A 17,614-nucleotide genomic window follows, 5' to 3' on the forward strand; every position below is an offset into this window, starting at 1 on the left:
ATGAGCATGCAAGCACCCGTTCCCCAGCAAGCCCGTATCCTCGTCATCGACGACGAGCCGGACCTGCGCACCCTCTATGAGCTGACCCTGCTCAGGGAGGGTTACCGGGTGGAAGCCGCCGGCGATTTGCTGCAGGCTCGCCAGCAGCTCAGCGAAACCCGGTTTGACGCGGTCATCACCGACATGCGCCTGCCGGACGGCCTGGGCCTGGAGCTGCTGCGCGACATGGTGAGCCAGCAGCGCAGCGAGCGCTGCGTGGTCATCACCGCACACGGTTCCGCCGAAAATGCGGTCGAGGCCCTGAAGGCCGGCGCCTTTGACTATCTCACCAAGCCCGTAGACCTCAAACAGTTCCGCAGCGTCGTGGCTTCGGCTGTGCAGGGCGCCAAACATCCGGCGCCGGCCGCCGAAAAAATCCAGCGCGGCGCGTCCGACTCCGGCATAGCGCCTTTGTCGCTGCCGCTGCCGATGGCCGCCGAGACCCCGCTGATCCTGCAAAAGCTGGTCGGTGAATCGGCCGTCATGCGCGCCGTCAAGTCGCGCATCGTGAAGGTGGCCGGCAGCATGGCGCCCGTGCTGATCCAGGGCGAGTCGGGTACCGGCAAGGAACTCGTCGCGCGCGCCGTACACGGCTGCAGCCACCGCGCGGCGGGCCCGTTTGTGGCCGTCAACTGCAGCGCCATCCCGGAAAACCTCCTGGAGGCGGAGTTCTTCGGCGCGCGCAAGGGTGCCTACACCGGCTCGGCGCAAGACCGGCAGGGCTACTTCCAGGCGGCCAAAGGCGGGACCCTGTTCCTCGACGAAATCGGCGACCTGCCGCTGGCCATGCAGTCCAAGCTCTTGCGGGCCATCCAGGAGCGCACCGTGCGCCCGCTAGGCTCCCCGCAGGAGGACCCGGTGGACGTGCGCATCGTCAGCGCCACCCACAAGGACCTGGTGGCCGAGGTCCAGGCGGGGACTTTCCGCCAGGACCTCTATTACCGGCTCAATGTGATCGAAATTCACGTCCCGGCCCTGCGCGAGCGCCGCGAAGACCTGCCCGATCTGTGCAAAGCCCTGCTCACCCGGATCTGCCAGGAGTCCGGCTTTCCCGTGCCCGAGCTGACCGACACCGTGCTGGCCCAACTGCGCGCCCTGCCCTTCAACGGCAATGTCCGCGAGCTTGAAAACACCCTGCACCGGGCGGTGGCGCTCGGCGACGGTAGCGAGCTGCATTTCGATGCACCGGCCGACGAGCAGGTCGCCATTCCGGAAAACCTGCAGGATTACCTGGACAGGCAGGAGCGCAGCATCCTCACCAAGGTGCTGCTGGAAAACGGGTTCAACCGCACCGCGGCGGCGGCCAGGCTGGGCCTGAGTCTGCGTCAGATCCGCTACCGCATTGCCCGGCTCAATATCGTGACGCCGGGCAGCGAAGACCCTGCCGATGGACTCGACGCCGCCGATGACCCCGCCTGAAGGCCGGGGCGCCGGTGCCCCGCTCCCTCTGTGGCGAGACGGCTGGTACCGCTATGCGCGCGCGCTGGTATCGCCCAATTTCGGCCCGCGGCCCGAGGGCGCGCAGATCGACCTCGTGGTGATTCACTCCATCAGCCTGCCGCCCGGTGAATTCGGCAACGGCAATGTGCAGCGGCTCTTCACCAACCAGCTCGACTGGGAGGCCCATGGTTACTTCCAGGGCATACGCGGCCTGCAGGTGTCTTCGCACTTCTTCATTGCCCGCACCGGTGCCCTGTGGCAGTTCGTCGGCTGCGGCGACCGCGCCTGGCATGCCGGGGAATCGAAGTACCGGGGACGCGGCAACTGCAACGACGACTCCATCGGCATTGAACTCGAAGGCCTGGAAGGCGGCATTTTCGAAGCGCCACAGTACGAGACCCTGACCGGTCTGTGCGCCGCGCTGCTTGAGGCCTATCCCATCGCCCACATCGCGGGGCACGAACACATTGCGCCGGGCCGCAAGCAGGACCCCGGCCCGGGCTTCGACTGGCCCTTGCTGCAAGACTCGCTGGCCCTGCCGGCTAGGTATTTTCCCGAAACTGTTTGAGCGGCGCGCAGCGCAAGACCACACCAGTGTGGTGCGCTTTACCGCCGAAAATTTTCCGGTATTTTTACCGCGCTAACATGGGCTTGTGTTGGCGGGCCAAAGCCCGCGACAAGGCGCGCCGCAGCGTCGCGTAACGCCCGCGGGCCTGATGAAATCAGGCTTTGCGCGAGACCAGCAGCATGAATACGAAGGCCTTAGGCGAGCGGTCCGAAGTGGAATGAAAAAGCCACAAAACGTAACGGTCCATAAACTCGGCGGTACACTACCTGTAGTGGCTTGTATTCCCCCAACACCCTAGGTATAGTGCCTAAGCCCTAATTCAAGATTGATGTAATTCGGGCCCCGGCGATGAGAAATTGGTTCATGTTTTTTGAACCGCTCACGCCAAACGGATTGCCCGCAACAGCACATCAGCCAGTCATAAAACAAAGCAAAGAGGAAGTCATGCAAACAGCACAGCACGCAGTGCCCGCAACACCCGGTCTGGCCGCCGGCAACCCGGCAACCAGCGAACCCAATACCCAGTCCAATCCGCTTGCCCACTACCAGATCATCCGGCGCAACGGCGGTGTGGTGCCGTTTGAGCCCAACAAGATCGCCGTGGCCATGATGAAGGCCTTCCTGGCCGTTCACGGAACGCAGGGCGCGGCATCGGCCAGCGTGCGCGAGACGGTCGACGGCCTGACCCAGGCGGTAATCCGCGCCCTGATGCGCTCGCGTCCTGGCGGCGGCACCTTTCATATAGAAGACGTGCAGGACCAGGTCGAGCTCGGCCTGATGCGCGGTGGCCACCACGAGATCGCCCGCGCCTACGTGCTGTACCGCGAAAAGCGCACGCAGGAGCGTGCACGCCAGCCCCAAACCCAGGCGCCCGCGGCCCCCCTGATCCACGTGACCGACCGCGGCAATCGCGTCGCCCTGGACATCCGCAACCTGCAGGCCCTGATCGAAGCGTCCTGCGCCAACCTGGGCGCCGACGTCAAGCCGGACCCCATCGTCGCGGAAACCATGCGCAACCTCTACGACGGCGTTCCCATCGACGAGGTCTACAAAGCCTCCATCCTGGCGGCACGCACCCTGATCGAAAAAGACCCCGACTACACCTATGCCACCGCGCGCCTGCTGATGCACACCATCCGCCGCGAAGTGCTGGGCGAGGAAGTCACCCAGGCGGACATGGCCGTGCGCTATGCCGAATACTTCCCGCAGTTCATCGCCAAGGGCGTGCAAAACGAGCTGCTCGACGAAAAGCTGCAGCAGTTCGACCTGGCCCGCCTGGGCGCCGCGCTCAAGCCCGAGCGCGACCTGAAGTTCGACTACCTCGGCCTGCAGACCCTGTTTGACCGCTATTTCCTGCACGTGCGCAAGCAGCGCATCGAGCTGCCCCAGGCTTTCTTCATGCGCGTGGCCATGGGCCTGTCGCTCAACGAGATCGACCGCGAAGAGCGCGCCATCGAGTTCTACGAGATTCTGTCGTCCTTCGACTTCATGTCGAGCACGCCCACTCTGTTCAACGCCGGCACCCTGCGCTCGCAGCTGTCGTCCTGCTATCTGACCACGGTCGCCGACGACCTGGGCGGCATCTACGACGCCATCAAGGAAAACGCCCTGCTGTCCAAATTCGCAGGCGGCCTTGGCAACGACTGGACGCCCGTGCGCGCCCTGGGCGCTCACATCAAGGGTACCAACGGCGAATCGCAAGGCGTGGTGCCTTTCCTGAAAGTCGTCAACGACACGGCGGTCGCCGTCAACCAGGGCGGCAAGCGCAAGGGCGCCGTCTGCGCCTACCTGGAAACCTGGCACCTGGACATCGAAGAGTTTCTGGAACTGCGCAAGAACACCGGCGACGACCGCCGCCGCACGCACGACATGAACACCGCCAACTGGATTCCCGACCTCTTCATGCGCCGCGTGATGGAAAAAGGCAGCTGGACCCTGTTCTCGCCGTCCGACACGCCCGACCTGCACGACAAGTTCGGCAAGGATTTCGAGAAAATCTACACCGCTTACGAAGCCAAGGCCGAGCGCGGCGAGATCAAGCCGTCCCGCAAGGTGCAGGCCACCGATATGTGGCGCAAGATGCTGTCCATGCTGTTTGAAACCGGCCATCCCTGGATCACCTTCAAGGACGCCTGCAACGTGCGCTCGCCGCAGCAGCACGCCGGCGTCGTGCACTCCTCCAACCTGTGCACCGAGATCACGCTCAACACCAGCGACACCGAAACCGCCGTCTGCAACCTCGGCTCCGTCAACCTGGTCCAGCACCTGAAGGACGGCGCGGTCGACCACGAGAAGCTCAAGAAGACCATCACCACGGCCATGCGCATGCTGGACAACGTGATCGACATCAATTACTACGCCGTCAAGAAGGCCCGCGACTCCAACATGCGCCACCGCCCCGTGGGCCTGGGCATCATGGGTTTCCAGGATTGCCTGTATGAGCTGCGCGTGCCTTACGCCTCCCAGGAAGCCGTCGAGTTCGCCGACAAGTCCATGGAAGCCGTCTGCTACCACGCCTACTGGGCCTCCACCGAGCTGGCCAAAGAGCGCGGCAAGTACGCCAGCTACAAGGGCTCGCTCTGGGACAAGGGCATCCTGCCGCTGGACACGCTGGACATGCTGGCCGAGCAGCGCGGCGGCTATGTCGAGATCGACCGTTCCGCCACGCTGGACTGGGAAGCCCTGCGCAAGAAGATCGCCAAGGACGGTATGCGCAACTCCAACTGCGTCGCCATCGCCCCGACCGCCACCATCTCCAACATCATCGGCGTGGATGCCTGCATCGAGCCCTGCTTCGGCAACCTCTCGGTCAAGTCCAACCTGTCCGGCGAATTCACGGTCATCAACCACTACCTGGTGCGCGACCTCAAGCGCCTGAACCTGTGGGACGACGTGATGGTGGTGGACCTCAAGCACTTTGACGGCTCCCTGCGCCCCATCGACCGCGTACCCCAGGACGTCAAGGCGCTGTACGCCACGGCGTTTGAAATCGAAACCTCCTGGATCGTCGAAGCGGCGGCGCGCCGCCAGAAATGGATAGACCAGGCCCAGTCGCTCAATATCTATATGGCGGGCGCCTCGGGCAAGAAGCTGGACGACACCTACAAGCTAGCCTGGTTGCGCGGCCTCAAGACCACTTACTACCTGCGCACCCAGAGCGCGACGCACGCCGAGAAATCGACCGTGACCGCGGGCAAAATGAACTCGGTGTCATCCGGCCCCGCGCCCGCGAGCAGCGGCATGAGCGCGCTCGAAGCGGCGGCCGCCGCGGCGCAGGCGCAGATGAATGCAACGCCCGCCACCGACATCAAGTTCTGTGCGATCGATGACCCGGGATGCGAGGCCTGCCAATAAAAAAACACCGGATCGCGCGGCCACCCGGTCGCACGATTCGATGTATATGAGCAACACAATTTTGTAGCGATGTGAATGAACACTTTTCATTTTGTATCGCTGCTTTCATAATCCCACAGTATTGGAAACCTCTATGTTGACCTGGGACGAAGAAGTCAAACCATCGTTGCAAACACCTCAGAACAGCGGCTCGCCCGAAGGCCGCTCGATGGAACTTCCGCCTCTTTCTTTTAACGCCGCCGAGCAACCCCAGGCGCAAGTGCGCATGCTCAACGACGGCGCCTTCACACCTGCGCAAGCTGCGGCCCCTTCGGCTCCTGTCTCTGCCGAACCCGCCAAGGCGCAGCGCGTCAAAGCCTCCGACAAGCGCATCATCAACGGCCAGACCGACGTCAACCAGCTGGTGCCCTTCAAATACAAATGGGCCTGGGAAAAATACCTCGCCACCTGCGCCAACCACTGGATGCCGCAGGAAGTGAACATGACGCGCGACATCGCACTCTGGAAAGACCCGAACGGCCTGACCGAGGACGAACGCCGCCTGGTCAAGCGCAACCTCGGTTTCTTCGTGACCGCCGACTCGCTGGCCGCCAACAACATCGTGCTGGGCACCTACCGCCACATCACGGCGCCTGAGTGCCGCCAGTTCCTGTTGCGCCAGGCTTTCGAGGAAGCCATCCACACCCATGCCTACCAGTACATCACCGAGTCGCTGGGGCTGGACGAAAGCGAGATCTTCAACGCCTACAACGAAGTCCAGTCCATCAAGGACAAGGACCAGTTCCTGATCCCTTTCATTGAAGTCATCTCCAACCCGCACTTCAAGACCGGCACGCCCGAAGCCGACCAGACCCTGCTCAAGTCGCTGATCGTCTTCGCCTGCCTGATGGAGGGCTTGTTCTTCTACGTCGGCTTCACGCAGATTCTCGCCCTGGGCCGCCAGAACAAGATGACCGGCGCCGCCGAGCAGTACCAGTACATCCTGCGCGACGAGTCCATGCACTGCAATTTCGGCATCGACCTGATCAACCAGCTGAAGCTGGAAAACCCGCACCTCTGGACGGCGGAGTTCAAGGCCGAGATCAAGGCCCTGTTCATGAAGGCCGTCGAACTGGAATACCGCTACGCTGAAGACACCATGCCGCGCGGCGTGCTCGGCCTGAACGCCTCCATGTTCAAGGGCTACCTGCGCTACATCGCCAATCGCCGCGCCACGCAGATCGGACTTGAAACTCTCTTCCCCAACGAGGAGAATCCATTCCCGTGGATGAGCGAAATGATCGACCTGAAAAAAGAACGCAACTTCTTTGAAACCCGCGTGATTGAGTACCAGTCCGGTGGTGCCCTTTCCTGGGATTGATTGAACAAGACGCGCAACACAAGCCGACAATGATTTCTAGAATTGCAACGACCAACGACAGCACCGCAGAGTGCGCGCTGGGCTTTGCTCCTGTGTTCGCGGCGCTGGGACCGGTTTATCCGGGGCCCAACGCCGTGAATCGCTTTACGTACTCCAACCGTGAAGTGCTCTTTGCAACGTGATCAAGGAGAAAACTATGGCAACTGCGAAAAAAACTGCGGCTAAAAAAGCTGCTCCGAAGAAGGCTCCTGCTAAAAAGGCAGCAGCTAAGAAGGCTCCTGCTAAAAAAGTAGCAGCGAAAAAAGCTCCGGCTAAAAAAGCTCCAGCGAAAAAAGTAGCGGCCAAGAAGCCAGCTGCGAAAAAATCGCCAGCGAAAAAGCCAGCAGCCAAGAAGGTAGCGGCCAAGAAGCCAGCGGCGAAGAAAGCCGCAGCGAAAAAGCCAGCAGCCAAGAAGGCCGCGAAAAAGGTAGCGAAGAAACCAGCGGCCAAGAAAGCTGCTGCGAAGAAGCCTGCCGCCAAGAAAGCAGCGAAAAAGCCCGCTGCGAAGAAAGCCGCGAAAAAACCTGCTGCCAAAGCTGCGAAAGCACCCGCTGCAGCGGCTGCCCCTGCGGCTCAGACTACTCTGAACCCGCAAGCTGCCTGGCCGTTTCCGACTGCCAGCAAGCCGTAAGCAGTAAGGTAATTCTGCTTAGAGCCCGATATCGAAAGATGTCGGGCTTTTTTCATGTCTGCCCCGCTCCTCCACGCCCGCCATCATCCCGCCCATGCGACTGCCTGACCTTGCCTTTCTGCGGATAGAAAAGAACGGTGACGTGCTGGTCGACGTGCACGTGGTACCGAATGCCGCCAAAACCCAGGCTGTGGGCCTGCACGGCGAAGCCGGCCACCAGGCGCTGCGCCTGCGGCTGCAGGCACCGCCGGTGGATGGCAAAGCCAACCAGGCACTCGTGAAATGGCTGGCCGGCTGCCTCGGTGTTCCGCAGCAGGCGGTCACGCTGGCGCGCGGGGAAACATCCAGGCGCAAGCAGCTGCGCGTGAATGCCGCGGCGGCTGGCTGCGCCACCTGGGATGAGCTGGTGAAAGCGTTGGGCGAAGACCACCCACCCGCCTGAGCAACGGCCCTTAAGCCGCGATTTGTTCGGCCGACAGCGTGTAGTTCTGGCCACCGCGCGTCGCGATCTTGAGCGCACCGACCCGGTTGCCCAACGCGGCGCAGCGCGCCAGCGGCCAACCCTGCTCCAGACCGAACAGCAGCGCCCCGCGAAAGGCGTCGCCGCAGCCGGTTGGATCCACCACGGCCTCGGCCTTTACGGGCGGCACCAGGGTTTTTTCGCCGTCTATCCAGACTTCGCAGCCTTCGGCGCCCAAGGTCACCACCAGGCCCTGCACGCGTCGCGACAATTCAGCGCAGGACAAACCAGTGCGGTCGCAGAGCATCTTGGCTTCGTAGTCGTTCACTGTCACCCAGGTCGCCAGTTCGACGAAATGCGCGAGTTCCTTGCCGTCGAACATGGGCAGGCCCTGGCCCGGGTCGAACACAAAGGGAATGCCGGCGGCCTTGAACTGCTCGGCATGCTGCAGCATGGCGTCGCGGCCGTCGGGCGAAATGATGCCCAGCTTGATGTCGCCGCGCGCCGTGATGCGGGTCACATGGGCCTGCATCATCGCGCCGGGATGGAAAGCCGTGATCTGGTTGTTGTCGCGGTCGGTCATGATCATGGCCTGCGCGGTGTAGGTGTCGCCGACCTGGCGCACGAACTCAGTGCTGATGCCCAGCCTCTTCATGCGCTCCACATACTCGGCGCCGTCGCTGCCGACCGTCGCCATGGGCAGGGCCGTGCCGCCCAGCTGCCGCAGGCTGTAGGCGATGTTGCCGGCGCAGCCGCCGAATTCGCGGCGCAGCGCTGGCACCAGGAAGGACACATTGAGGATGTGCAGCTGGTCGGGCAGGATCTGCTCGGAAAAGCGCCCCTCGAAAGTCATGATGGTGTCAAACGCCAGGGAACCACAGATAACAGCAGACATTGATTTTTCTCGTTTCAATCAGGGATAAAAAGCCAGGACACGGTAGCCCGCCACCCGCAGGGGTCCGGCCGCCAAAGTGGAGGAAGAGGAAGAGGAAGAGGAAGGGGACGACGCGGCAGCCGCATCACCCGAGACTTTCATGATGACCAACCCCGCCAGTTCGGACTGGGCCCCCAGCGTCACAGCCTTGGCACCGAACTGGGCCGGCGCCAGGACGCGGCGCACCACGGCCTGGTCCTGGGTGTCGGTCAGGGTCACCTCCAGCGAGGGCATTTCCAGTGCCGCCACGCCGGTGTTCTTGAGGGTGAAGCTCAGGCGGTAAGCGTCGGGGGCGATGCGGTTGAAGGTGGAGCTGTCGATCACCAGCGCCTCGATATGGCGGGGCGGGCGGATTTCACAGCGCAACGGGCCGCATAAGGCCTGCAGCGCCGGAAGCAGCCGCGGCTCCAGCGCGGCCAGCATGTCCCGCTGCTGGACAGCCCACTGGGCCACCAGCGTGGCCAGCAGCAGCAGGGACAGCAGGGACAGCGACAGGCGCGTCAGCGGTTTTCGCCAGAAGGCCTTGCGCCGCGCATCCCGCACAAAGGACACGTCATGTTCCACCGGCCGCCCCGGCATGCCGGAATCCACGTCCGAATAAGCGAAGCTGGAATCGTCCTCGACGGTCTGGCGAACCATGGCCGGCTGACGCGGCAAGGGCGCCTCGGCAGGCAGCGATTCGGCGGGCAGCTCCAGCGGATCGTGCTGGCGTTCCTGCTGCGCCTGCTTCCAGCGCACGGGGTCGAAGTCGGCGGCGCTGTCCTGGGCGTCGTCCCAGCCGGGGCTGGACGGTCGCAGCGGCATTCTGTCGGCAAACGAGCGGGCTGGCGCCCATTCCTGCCGGGGCGGCTCCACCGGCGGATCCGCCACGGGCAGGCTTTGGGGCTCGGTGGGACGGTCGAATTCCGGTGGGGGCTCGGGGGCGGCGGCCAGCGCGGCCGTTGCCAGGGGTGCGGGCGCGGTGAGCGAGGACATATCGCGCGGCAGCAGATGGGCCGACGCATCGAACACTTCAGCGCAATGGCCGCATCGCACCCAGCCTTGTGAGACTTTGAGTTGGTCGGTCACGACTTTGAACATCGTGCCGCATGCGGGACAGCGCGTAATCAGGCTCATTTAGCGCTGTATTGTAGGGGCCGCGACCCGCGTTGACGCCCCGCGAGACGGCCTAGAAGCCGGCGGTCATCAGGATCCAGCCCTCTTGCGCATCATGCACCTTGAGCTGGCAATAGGGGGCGTAGGCCTGCTTGAGCTCGTCGGCCTGGCGCTCCAGGATGCCGGCGAGCACCAGGTGCCCGCCTTTCTCGACGTGGGAACACAGCAGGGGCGCCAGCACCTTGAGCGGCGTGGCCAGGATGTTGGCCAGCACGGTGCGGTACTGGCCGGACGCCTTCTCGGGCAAGCCCGCCTTGAGCGCCACATGGTTGGCCTCGGCATTGGCCAGCGTCGACTCGACGGCAGCCGGATCGATGTCGACGGCGTCAATATCGACCGCCCCGAACTTCGCCGCGCCAATGGCCAGGATGCCCGAGCCGCAGCCGTAGTCGAGTACACGGCCCAGGTCTTGCCCGGCGCGACCTGCGATCCAGCGCAGGCACATGCGGGTGGTCGGGTGCGTGCCCGTTCCGAAAGCCAGGCCCGGGTCCAGGCGAATCACCTGTTTGGCCTCAGCAGGCGGCTCGTGCCAGGTCGGCACGATCCAGAATTCGGGCGTGATGTCCACGGGCGAAAACTGCGACTGGGTCAGGCGCACCCAGTCCTGCTCGGGCACGGGCTGGATGGCGACGACGCGGCAACCCGCAAAGAAGTCCTGCACCGCCAGCACCTTGGCCGCATCGCGCGCCAGGGCCTCGGTGGCAAACAGCGACACGATGCGGGAGCGCTCCCAACCCGCCTTGGGCGGCGGCATGTCGGGCTCGCCGAACAGGGCCTGCTCCGCCGGGGTCTGCGCGTCGGCGTCTTCCACCGACACGCTGAGCGCATCGAGCGCGTCCAACGCTTCGCTGAGCGTTTCCACCTCGTCGACAGGGGCCAGCAGGATCAGTTCAAACATCGGTTATTGCCTCGCGCGAGCTGTACGCCGAGGCGCACAGGTATTAATCAAGCAGGGGCCGCGGAACCGGCTTTGCCGGGCCGCAGGCGCAGCGACCCCCTCGGGGACAGAGAGCTACACGAAGTGAGCGACCGTGGGGGGCTAGCGTTCTCGTTTCGACAGCCACTCTTCCAGGTAGTGGATGTTGGTGCCGCCATCCATGAACTTGGCATCCACCATGAGTTCGCGGTGCAGCGGGATGTTGGTGTTAATGCCTTCGACCACGGTCTCGGCCAGCGCCGTGCTCATGCGGGCCAGGGCCTGCTCGCGCGTGTCGCCGTGCACGATGATCTTGCCGATCATGGAGTCGTAGTTGGGCGGCACGAAGTAGTTGGCATAAATGTGGGAATCCACCCGCACGCCCGGCCCGCCCGGCGTGTGCCAGGTCGTGATGCGGCCCGGCGAGGGAATGAACTTGTAAGGGTCTTCCGCGTTGATGCGGCATTCGATGGAATGGCCCTTGAGTTCGATGTCGCGCTGGGCGAAAGGCAGTTTTTCACCGGCCGCCACCATGATCTGGGTGCGCACGATGTCCACGCCGGTGATCCATTCGGTGACGGGGTGCTCCACCTGCACGCGGGTGTTCATTTCGATGAAATAGAACTCGCCGTTTTCGTAGAGAAACTCGAAAGTGCCCGCGCCGCGGTAGCCTATCTTCTTGACGGCCGCGACGCAGCGCTCGCCGATGCGCTCGATCAGCTTGCGAGGAATGCCGGGCGCCGGCGCCTCTTCCATGACTTTCTGGTGACGGCGCTGCATGGAGCAGTCGCGCTCGCCCAGCCAGACCGCGTTCTTGTGCTGATCGGCCAGGATCTGGATTTCAATGTGCCGAGGGTTCTGCAGGAATTTCTCCATGTAGACCTCGGGATTGCCGAAAGCCGCGCCGGCCTCGGCTTTGGTGGTCTGCACCGCATGCAGCAGGGCCGCTTCGGTGTGCACCACGCGCATGCCGCGCCCGCCGCCGCCGCCGGCCGCCTTGATGATGACGGGATAGCCGATCTGCTTGGCGGTGCGCTTGATGAGGACCGGGTCGTCAGGCAGGGCGCCTTCCGAACCGGGCACGCAAGGCACACCGGCCTTGATCATGGTCTGCTTGGCCGAAACCTTGTCGCCCATGATGCGGATGGATTCGGGCGAAGGGCCTATGAACTTGAAGCCGCTTTTCTCGACTCGCTCGGCAAAATCGGCGTTTTCGCTCAGGAAGCCATAGCCGGGGTGTATGGCTTCGGCATCCGTCACCTCGGCCGCCGAGATGATGGCCGGCATGTTGAGGTAGCTGTCCTTGGAGGGCGCAGGGCCTATGCAGACCGACTCGTCCGCCAGCTTGATGTATTTCGCTTCGCGGTCGGCCTCGGAATAGACCATCACGGCCTTCACGCCGAGTTCGCGGCAGGCGCGCTGGATGCGCAAAGCGATCTCCCCGCGGTTGGCGATCAGAATTTTTTTGAACATGCGTCGGTAAGCCTGGTTTGAAAAGGAGGCGCTGGGCCCCGCTTATTCAATGATGAAGAGGGGTTGGCCGTATTCGACAGCCTGGCCGTTTTCCGAAAGAATCTTGGTAACCGTGCCCGACTTGTCGGCTTCGATCTCGTTGAGGATCTTCATGGCCTCGATGATGCAGATGGTCTCGCCTTCCTTGACCACGCTGCCGATTTCCACAAAAGGTTTGGCGCCGGGGCTGGCCGAGCGGTAGAAAGTGCCCACCATGGGCGACTTGACGGCATGGCCGGCCGGGGCGGCGGGCGCCGCCTCGGGGGCCGCAGCGGCCGGGGCTCCGGCGGCTGGGGCCGCCGCGGGAGCTGCTACCATGGCAACCGGCTGCTGCATCACGACGGGAGCGCCGCTGGATTTGACGATGCGTACCTTGCCCTCGGCTTCGGTGATTTCCAGCTCGGAGACGTTGGACTCCGAAACGAGGTCGATCAGGGTTTTGAGTTTTCTTAAATCCATGGGTTCTCTCCAACGACGGTAGATGCTGGCGCGGGATCTCGGCGCAGCTTTTGACTGAAAGACCGGAAACAGGGCGCAGGGAGCGCCACCACCGATCTTCCTTCTTTTTTCACTTACTTTCTGCTTTTACGCTTTAAAGCGCTTATCAGTTAACTACTGCGGGGAGGAGCCAGACGGCTTTCCCCGGGAAAGCGCAGAGTGTACATCAAGCCGGAGGCCATTCCAAACCGTCTGGCGGTTGGCCTCGATTTCCCTAAATCCCCTTCAGACAATGCTGTTAGAAGCGTATTGCCGCAGGTTGGCCGGGTTTTCGCGCAAAAACCCGTGCTGACCCTCTAGACCAGCTTGGCCCACTGTGCGAGGTCCTCAGGCAGGACCTTGCCGATCTTGCGGTGCAGCAGCTCTCCCGAGGCACTGAACACCACCGTAAAGGGCAGGCTGCCGGCGAGATTGCCCAGCGATTTGCTGAGCTCGGTCCCGCCCAGGCCGGCCATGCCCACCGGGAAATGCAGGGGTTTGGTTTGCAGCCAGGTCTGTACCGCACTGGGCTGGTCAACGGCCAAACCTACTATTTGCAGGTTTTTATCGCGATTTTCCTGGTAGAAATAATCTAATAAAGGCAATTCCTCGACGCAGGGCGGGCACCAGGTGGCCCAGAAATTGACCAGCAGGAGCTTGCCGCGAAAGCTGCTCATGGAAAGGTTCTTGCCGTCCGGCGTGTCAAAACTCAGGCGCCAGAAGGCGTCGGAGGCATTGCCTGCCGCGCCGACCACCCCTGTTTCAGCCGGGCCGGGTGCCTCCTGGTGCGGCTGGAATTGCCACCAGGCGACGCTGGCGCCGGCCAGCCCGGCCACTGCGGCGGCCGCGCCATAAAGCATGTTTCTGCGATTCACGTGTCTGAAGCTCCGGCTTGGGGTATCAACAATTTTTGCACGGCGGCGAGGTCGCCCCGGGGCGTGCGGCCCTTGGTATCAGGCCTCAAGGCGCCGCGCAGGTCGTCATGGTCGTAAACCATCAGGTGCACGCCCACCGTTTCATTCAAAGGTTTGCACACACTTCGCAGGCTGAGCGCTTCCACGCTGTCGCCGGTAAAGCCGGTCACGGTGCGCGGCTCGTAGTCGACATTGTGCTCAATCAATGCGATCTCGGCCGATTTGGGGTCATCGCAGAAAAGCTGGATATAGATATCGGACAGCCGCGTGGCCGTGCCGTGCCAGACGGCGCCGCCCAAATGGGGCCGGAACTGTGCCAGCCGCTCCATCCAGACCAGGGCCAGTTCACGCAGGGCGGCCAGCTCCGCCGGCTGAGTGTCGGCGCAGAACACTGCGATGTATTCGCGCACCGCGTCTTCCAGTTCGTCGTTGCCGGGCAGCTCGGTGCGCTCCGGCAACGCCAGCTGCTTGACGGCGCGGCGCTTGGCGGGGCCGTATTCCAGCCCTTCTTCCACCACCAGGGCGGCGGCGGTGGCGGCAATTTCAGATTTGAGGGTGTGTGGGATCAAGGTCGGCAGGCCCGGGGAGCCAGAAAGAATGGGGAGCAAGGCGATTGTGCCCCGGTTAGGTTTGCGCCGGCCCTTAAAGTTCAGCGCCTGCCCGGCCAGCCATCCCGGCTGGGGGCCGGCCCATGAAACCCGGCCTCCTAGAATACAGCCCCATGCACATACATATTCTGGGAATCTGCGGCACTTTTATGGGTGGCCTGGCCGCCCTGGCGCGGGAGGCGGGGCACAAGGTCACGGGCTGCGACACGGGCGTCTACCCGCCCATGAGCGACCAGCTGCGCGGACTGGGCATAGAGCTGATCGAGGGCTACGGCGCCGATCAGATGGCCTTCGAGCCCGATGTGTTCGTGGTCGGCAACGTGATCTCCCGCGCCCGGCTGGCCGACGGGACGCCCAAATACCCGCTCATGGAAGCCATCCTGAACAGCGGCAAGCCCTATACCAGCGGCCCGCAGTGGCTGTCGGGCCATGTGCTGCACCATCCCACCCACCATGCGACCGGCCCGCGCCACGTGCTGGCCGTAGCCGGCACGCACGGCAAGACCACCACCACGGCCATGCTGGCCTGGATCCTGGAGCATGCCGGGCTGAAGCCGGGTTTCCTGGTCGGCGGCGTGCCGCTTAATTTCGGCGTCTCGGCCCGCCTGGGCGAGGGCAATACCTTTGTGATCGAGGCCGACGAATACGACACCGCGTTTTTCGACAAGCGCAGCAAGTTTGTGCACTACCGGCCACGCACGGCCGTGCTGAACAACCTCGAATTCGACCACGCCGACATCTTCGACGACCTGGCGGCCATAGAACGGCAGTTCCACCACCTGGTGCGCACCGTGCCCTCGCAGGGCCGGGTGGTCGTCAACGCGGCCGAGGCCAGCCTGCAGCGCGTGCTGGCCCAGGGCTGCTGGAGTGAGCAGCTACTCTTTGGCAACGGCCTGCTGAACAAAGCCGGCTTCATGGCCCATGGCGAGCCGCATGACTTTCACGTACTCAAGGCCGGCGAGGCCGTGGCGCATGTGAAGTGGGGTATCAGCGGCGTGCACAACCAGCTCAATGCCCTGGCCGCCATCGCGGCGGCCGAGCACGTGGGCGTGGCGCCCGAGGCCGCGGCGCGGGCGCTGGCGGAATTCCAGAACGTCAAGCGACGCATGGAAGTGCGCGGCGTGATCCCGCGCAAGGGCGGCGACATCACGGTGTATGACGATTTCGCCCACCACCCCACGGCCATTCACACCACGGTGGACGGCCTGCGCCGCCAGCTGCAAAGCGCCGGCCGGGGCGGCGAACGCATACTTGCCATCTTCGAGCCGCGCAGCAACACCATGAAACTGGGCGCCATGACGGCCCAGTTGCCCTGGAGCCTGGAGCAGGCCGACCTGGCCTTCTGCCATGCGGGCGGGCTGGACTGGGACGCGCGCGCCGCGCTGGCCCCCATGGGCGAACGCGCCCAGGTTGCCGGCACCATTGACCAGCTGCTGGACCAGGTCAAGGCGGCGGCCCGGCCTGGCGACCACCTGCTGTGCATGAGCAATGGAGGCTTTGGCGGGATTCACGCCAAATTGCTGGAGGCCCTCAAGGCCTGACTTTGCTCAGAACGCCTGGGGCTCTGCTAATTAATAGGTGATGCTCAGCGTCGCCACGTCGATGTGAATCACCGGCTTGGCCAGCGCCGCGCTGGCCGCCCGGGCAAACTCCTGCGCCCATTTGGCCTCCGCGAATTTCGCCGGCCCGGCGGCCTGGGCCACCACCACGACCTTGTCGGCGGTCAGCAGCTTGCCTGTGGGCCGCAGCGGCTCGCAGCCCATTTGCGTGAACTGGTCGTCCAGCCACCAACGCGCCACGTCGTGCGGCATGGGCTGCACTTCGTTGAGGTCCAGCCGCACGGGTGGGCCGTCCTTGAAGCTCACGGTGACTTCGCTGCGCATGATGTGCTCCTGGTCAGGCGCCCATGGTCGGCGACTTGCGGGTAGCGCGGCTATTCGCACAAACCCGCAAGCGGCCGATAGCGCTTATTCGCCTAGCCTATTTACTGGCGCGGCGCTTGAGCACGGCGGCCGACAGGATTTCCAGCACGTCCATCGAATCGTTCCAGCCCAGGCAGGCGTCGGTGATGCTCTTGCCATAGTCCAGCGTTTTCGCATCGTCCTTGCCGGGAGTGAATTTCTGCGCCCCGGCGTTGAGGTGGCTTTCCACCATCAGGCCGAACACATGGCGAGAACCGCCGGCCACCTGGCCCGCGATGTCGCGCGCCACCTCGACCTGCTTTTCGTGCTGCTTGGAGCTGTTGGCGTGGCTGCAGTCCACCATCAGCGTAGCCGGCAGTTTGGAGGCTTCCAGCTCCTTGCAGGCCGCCGCGACGCTGGCCGCGTCGTAATTGGGCGTCTTGCCGCCGCGCAGGATCACATGGCAGTCCTTGTTGCCGTTGGTCTGCACGATGGCGACCTGGCCGTTTTTGTGGACCGACAGGAAATGGTGGCCGCGCGCCGCCGCCTGGATAGCATCGGTGGCGATGCGGATGTTGCCGTCGGTGCCGTTCTTGAAGCCTATGGGAGCCGACAAGCCAGAGGCCAGTTCGCGGTGCACCTGGCTTTCGGTAGTGCGCGCGCCGATGGCGCCCCAGGAGATCAGGTCGCCGATGTACTGGGGCGAGATCACGTCCAGGAATTCACTGCCGGCCGGCAGACCCAGGCGGTTGATGTCGATCAGCAGCTGGCGAGCGATGCGCAGGCCTTCGTCGATGCGGAAGGTTTCATCGAGGTAAGGGTCGTTGATCAGGCCTTTCCAGCCCACGGTGGTGCGCGGCTTTTCGAAGTAGACGCGCATCACGATTTCCAGCGTGCCTTCGTACTTCTTGCGCTGCTCGAGTAGCTTGCGGGCGTACTCCAGCGCCGCCGCGGGATCGTGGATGGAACAGGGGCCGATGACCACCAGCAGGCGGTCATCCTTGCCCTGGATGATGTTGTGGATGCCCTTGCGGGTCTTGCTGATCAGTGTCTCGACGGCGGTGCCGCGGATGGGGAAGAAGCGGATGAGATGCTCGGGAGGGGGTAGCACGGTGATGTCCTTGATGCGTTCGTCGTCGGTCTGGCTGGTCTTTTCGACGGTCGCATACCAGTTGTCGCTGGCGGAGGTGGCTTTGGCATTCATCGCAATCTTCCTTTTCTAGGGTGTCAGGTGTCAGTCGGGTGATTCAGGTTTCGGTACAAGCATTCAGCAAACAAAGGGGCAAAAAAAAACCGCCGGGAGCCG

17 protein-coding genes are annotated in these 17,614 nt (G+C 63.6%); 8 read left to right on the forward strand and 9 right to left on the reverse strand.

What is annotated here, in order from left to right; genetic code table 11:
* From ACEN8I_RS01535 to ACEN8I_RS01565, 7 genes are all read left to right on the forward strand, one after another.
* Positions 1–1,458: a sigma-54-dependent transcriptional regulator gene (locus ACEN8I_RS01535; RefSeq protein WP_413325553.1), complete on the forward strand. Its 1,458-nt coding sequence runs from the start codon at positions 1–3 to the stop codon at positions 1,456–1,458.
* Positions 1,445–2,047 (forward strand): 1,6-anhydro-N-acetylmuramyl-L-alanine amidase AmpD, encoded by a 603-nt coding sequence (gene ampD / locus ACEN8I_RS01540; protein WP_413325555.1) that lies wholly within the window; start codon positions 1,445–1,447, stop codon positions 2,045–2,047. The genes ACEN8I_RS01535 and ampD overlap by 14 nt, the downstream gene beginning before the upstream one ends.
* 444 nt (positions 2,048–2,491) lie before the next feature.
* Entirely contained in the window at positions 2,492–5,401 is a 2,910-nt protein-coding gene (locus tag ACEN8I_RS01545) for a ribonucleoside-diphosphate reductase subunit alpha (protein ID WP_413325557.1), read from the forward strand.
* Positions 5,402–5,534: 133 nt separating this feature from the next.
* The gene (locus tag ACEN8I_RS01550) at positions 5,535–6,761 is read left to right on the forward strand and encodes a ribonucleotide-diphosphate reductase subunit beta (protein ID WP_007864874.1); all 1,227 of its coding nucleotides are present in this window, start codon (positions 5,535–5,537) and stop codon (positions 6,759–6,761) included.
* 29 nt (positions 6,762–6,790) lie between these two features.
* The gene (locus ACEN8I_RS01555; protein ID WP_007864871.1) at positions 6,791–6,943 is read left to right on the forward strand and encodes a hypothetical protein; all 153 of its coding nucleotides are present in this window, start codon (positions 6,791–6,793) and stop codon (positions 6,941–6,943) included.
* 14 nt (positions 6,944–6,957) lie between these two features.
* The gene (locus ACEN8I_RS01560) at positions 6,958–7,431 is read left to right on the forward strand and encodes a histone H1-like DNA-binding protein (RefSeq protein WP_036837576.1); all 474 of its coding nucleotides are present in this window, start codon (positions 6,958–6,960) and stop codon (positions 7,429–7,431) included.
* 94 nt (positions 7,432–7,525) lie between these two features.
* Positions 7,526–7,873, forward strand: a complete 348-nt coding sequence (locus ACEN8I_RS01565) for a DUF167 domain-containing protein (protein ID WP_413325560.1) — start codon at positions 7,526–7,528, stop codon at positions 7,871–7,873.
* Positions 7,874–7,883: 10 nt separating this feature from the next.
* On the opposite strand, the gene ACEN8I_RS01570 is transcribed toward ACEN8I_RS01565, so the two are convergent.
* The 7 genes from ACEN8I_RS01570 to ACEN8I_RS01600 all read right to left on the reverse strand — a co-directional run bounded on the left by ACEN8I_RS01570 (position 7,884) and on the right by ACEN8I_RS01600 (position 14,368).
* Positions 7,884–8,786 carry a carbohydrate kinase family protein gene (locus ACEN8I_RS01570; RefSeq protein ID WP_413325562.1) on the reverse strand — a complete coding sequence of 301 codons (903 nt, stop codon included), beginning with the start codon at positions 8,784–8,786 and terminating at the stop codon, positions 7,884–7,886.
* An 18-nt stretch (positions 8,787–8,804) separates the two neighbouring features.
* Positions 8,805–9,941: a DUF3426 domain-containing protein gene (locus ACEN8I_RS01575; RefSeq protein WP_413325564.1), complete on the reverse strand. Its 1,137-nt coding sequence runs from the start codon at positions 9,939–9,941 to the stop codon at positions 8,805–8,807.
* Between the two features lie 52 nt (positions 9,942–9,993).
* Positions 9,994–10,878 (reverse strand): 50S ribosomal protein L11 methyltransferase, encoded by an 885-nt coding sequence (gene prmA, locus ACEN8I_RS01580; protein ID WP_413325566.1) that lies wholly within the window; start codon positions 10,876–10,878, stop codon positions 9,994–9,996.
* Between the two features lie 141 nt (positions 10,879–11,019).
* Complete coding sequence (accC, locus tag ACEN8I_RS01585) at positions 11,020–12,369, reverse strand: acetyl-CoA carboxylase biotin carboxylase subunit (RefSeq protein WP_074576243.1); 1,350 nt, start codon at positions 12,367–12,369, stop codon at positions 11,020–11,022.
* 42 nt (positions 12,370–12,411) lie between these two features.
* Positions 12,412–12,867 carry an acetyl-CoA carboxylase biotin carboxyl carrier protein gene (gene accB / locus ACEN8I_RS01590; protein WP_413325569.1) on the reverse strand — a complete coding sequence of 152 codons (456 nt, stop codon included), beginning with the start codon at positions 12,865–12,867 and terminating at the stop codon, positions 12,412–12,414.
* A gap of 335 nt (positions 12,868–13,202) precedes the next feature.
* Positions 13,203–13,760 carry a TlpA disulfide reductase family protein gene (locus ACEN8I_RS01595; RefSeq protein ID WP_413325571.1) on the reverse strand — a complete coding sequence of 186 codons (558 nt, stop codon included), beginning with the start codon at positions 13,758–13,760 and terminating at the stop codon, positions 13,203–13,205.
* Positions 13,757–14,368, reverse strand: a complete 612-nt coding sequence (locus tag ACEN8I_RS01600) for a hypothetical protein (RefSeq protein WP_413325573.1) — start codon at positions 14,366–14,368, stop codon at positions 13,757–13,759. Before ACEN8I_RS01600 ends, ACEN8I_RS01595 begins: the two co-directional genes overlap by 4 nt.
* A 152-nt stretch (positions 14,369–14,520) precedes the next feature.
* Between ACEN8I_RS01600 and mpl the strand changes: the two genes are divergently transcribed.
* Positions 14,521–15,948: a UDP-N-acetylmuramate:L-alanyl-gamma-D-glutamyl-meso-diaminopimelate ligase gene (gene mpl, locus ACEN8I_RS01605; protein ID WP_413325575.1), complete on the forward strand. Its 1,428-nt coding sequence runs from the start codon at positions 14,521–14,523 to the stop codon at positions 15,946–15,948.
* A 30-nt stretch (positions 15,949–15,978) separates the two neighbouring features.
* Here mpl and ACEN8I_RS01610 read toward each other — a convergent pair whose 3' ends face one another.
* Both ACEN8I_RS01610 and ACEN8I_RS01615 read right to left on the reverse strand, forming a co-directional pair.
* The gene (locus ACEN8I_RS01610) at positions 15,979–16,290 is read right to left on the reverse strand and encodes a hypothetical protein (protein ID WP_413325577.1); all 312 of its coding nucleotides are present in this window, start codon (positions 16,288–16,290) and stop codon (positions 15,979–15,981) included.
* Between the two features lie 97 nt (positions 16,291–16,387).
* Positions 16,388–17,512, reverse strand: coding sequence for a 3-deoxy-7-phosphoheptulonate synthase (locus ACEN8I_RS01615; protein ID WP_413325579.1), 1,125 nt, complete (start codon positions 17,510–17,512; stop codon positions 16,388–16,390).
* Between the last annotated feature and the right edge of the window lie 102 nt (positions 17,513–17,614).

This window comes from Polaromonas sp. CT11-55 (assembly GCF_047303325.1).
Lineage (GTDB): Bacteria > Pseudomonadota > Gammaproteobacteria > Burkholderiales > Burkholderiaceae_C > Polaromonas.

What these genes read in the sequence shown, in the direction of transcription:
- ACEN8I_RS01535 (WP_413325553.1), top strand. Translation starts at nt 1, where the DNA reads ATGAGCATGCAAGCACCCGTTCCCCAGCAAGCCCGTATCCTCGTCATC.
- ampD (WP_413325555.1), top strand. Translation starts at nt 1,445, where the DNA reads ATGACCCCGCCTGAAGGCCGGGGCGCCGGTGCCCCGCTCCCTCTGTGG.
- ACEN8I_RS01545 (WP_413325557.1), top strand. Translation starts at nt 2,492, where the DNA reads ATGCAAACAGCACAGCACGCAGTGCCCGCAACACCCGGTCTGGCCGCC.
- ACEN8I_RS01550 (WP_007864874.1), top strand. Translation starts at nt 5,535, where the DNA reads ATGTTGACCTGGGACGAAGAAGTCAAACCATCGTTGCAAACACCTCAG.
- ACEN8I_RS01555 (WP_007864871.1), top strand. Translation starts at nt 6,791, where the DNA reads ATGATTTCTAGAATTGCAACGACCAACGACAGCACCGCAGAGTGCGCG.
- ACEN8I_RS01560 (WP_036837576.1), top strand. Translation starts at nt 6,958, where the DNA reads ATGGCAACTGCGAAAAAAACTGCGGCTAAAAAAGCTGCTCCGAAGAAG.
- ACEN8I_RS01565 (WP_413325560.1), top strand. Translation starts at nt 7,526, where the DNA reads ATGCGACTGCCTGACCTTGCCTTTCTGCGGATAGAAAAGAACGGTGAC.
- ACEN8I_RS01570 (WP_413325562.1), bottom strand. Translation starts at nt 8,786, where the DNA reads ATGTCTGCTGTTATCTGTGGTTCCCTGGCGTTTGACACCATCATGACT.
- ACEN8I_RS01575 (WP_413325564.1), bottom strand. Translation starts at nt 9,941, where the DNA reads ATGAGCCTGATTACGCGCTGTCCCGCATGCGGCACGATGTTCAAAGTC.
- prmA (WP_413325566.1), bottom strand. Translation starts at nt 10,878, where the DNA reads ATGTTTGAACTGATCCTGCTGGCCCCTGTCGACGAGGTGGAAACGCTC.
- accC (WP_074576243.1), bottom strand. Translation starts at nt 12,369, where the DNA reads ATGTTCAAAAAAATTCTGATCGCCAACCGCGGGGAGATCGCTTTGCGC.
- accB (WP_413325569.1), bottom strand. Translation starts at nt 12,867, where the DNA reads ATGGATTTAAGAAAACTCAAAACCCTGATCGACCTCGTTTCGGAGTCC.
- mpl (WP_413325575.1), top strand. Translation starts at nt 14,521, where the DNA reads ATGCACATACATATTCTGGGAATCTGCGGCACTTTTATGGGTGGCCTG.
- ACEN8I_RS01610 (WP_413325577.1), bottom strand. Translation starts at nt 16,290, where the DNA reads ATGCGCAGCGAAGTCACCGTGAGCTTCAAGGACGGCCCACCCGTGCGG.
- ACEN8I_RS01615 (WP_413325579.1), bottom strand. Translation starts at nt 17,512, where the DNA reads ATGAATGCCAAAGCCACCTCCGCCAGCGACAACTGGTATGCGACCGTC.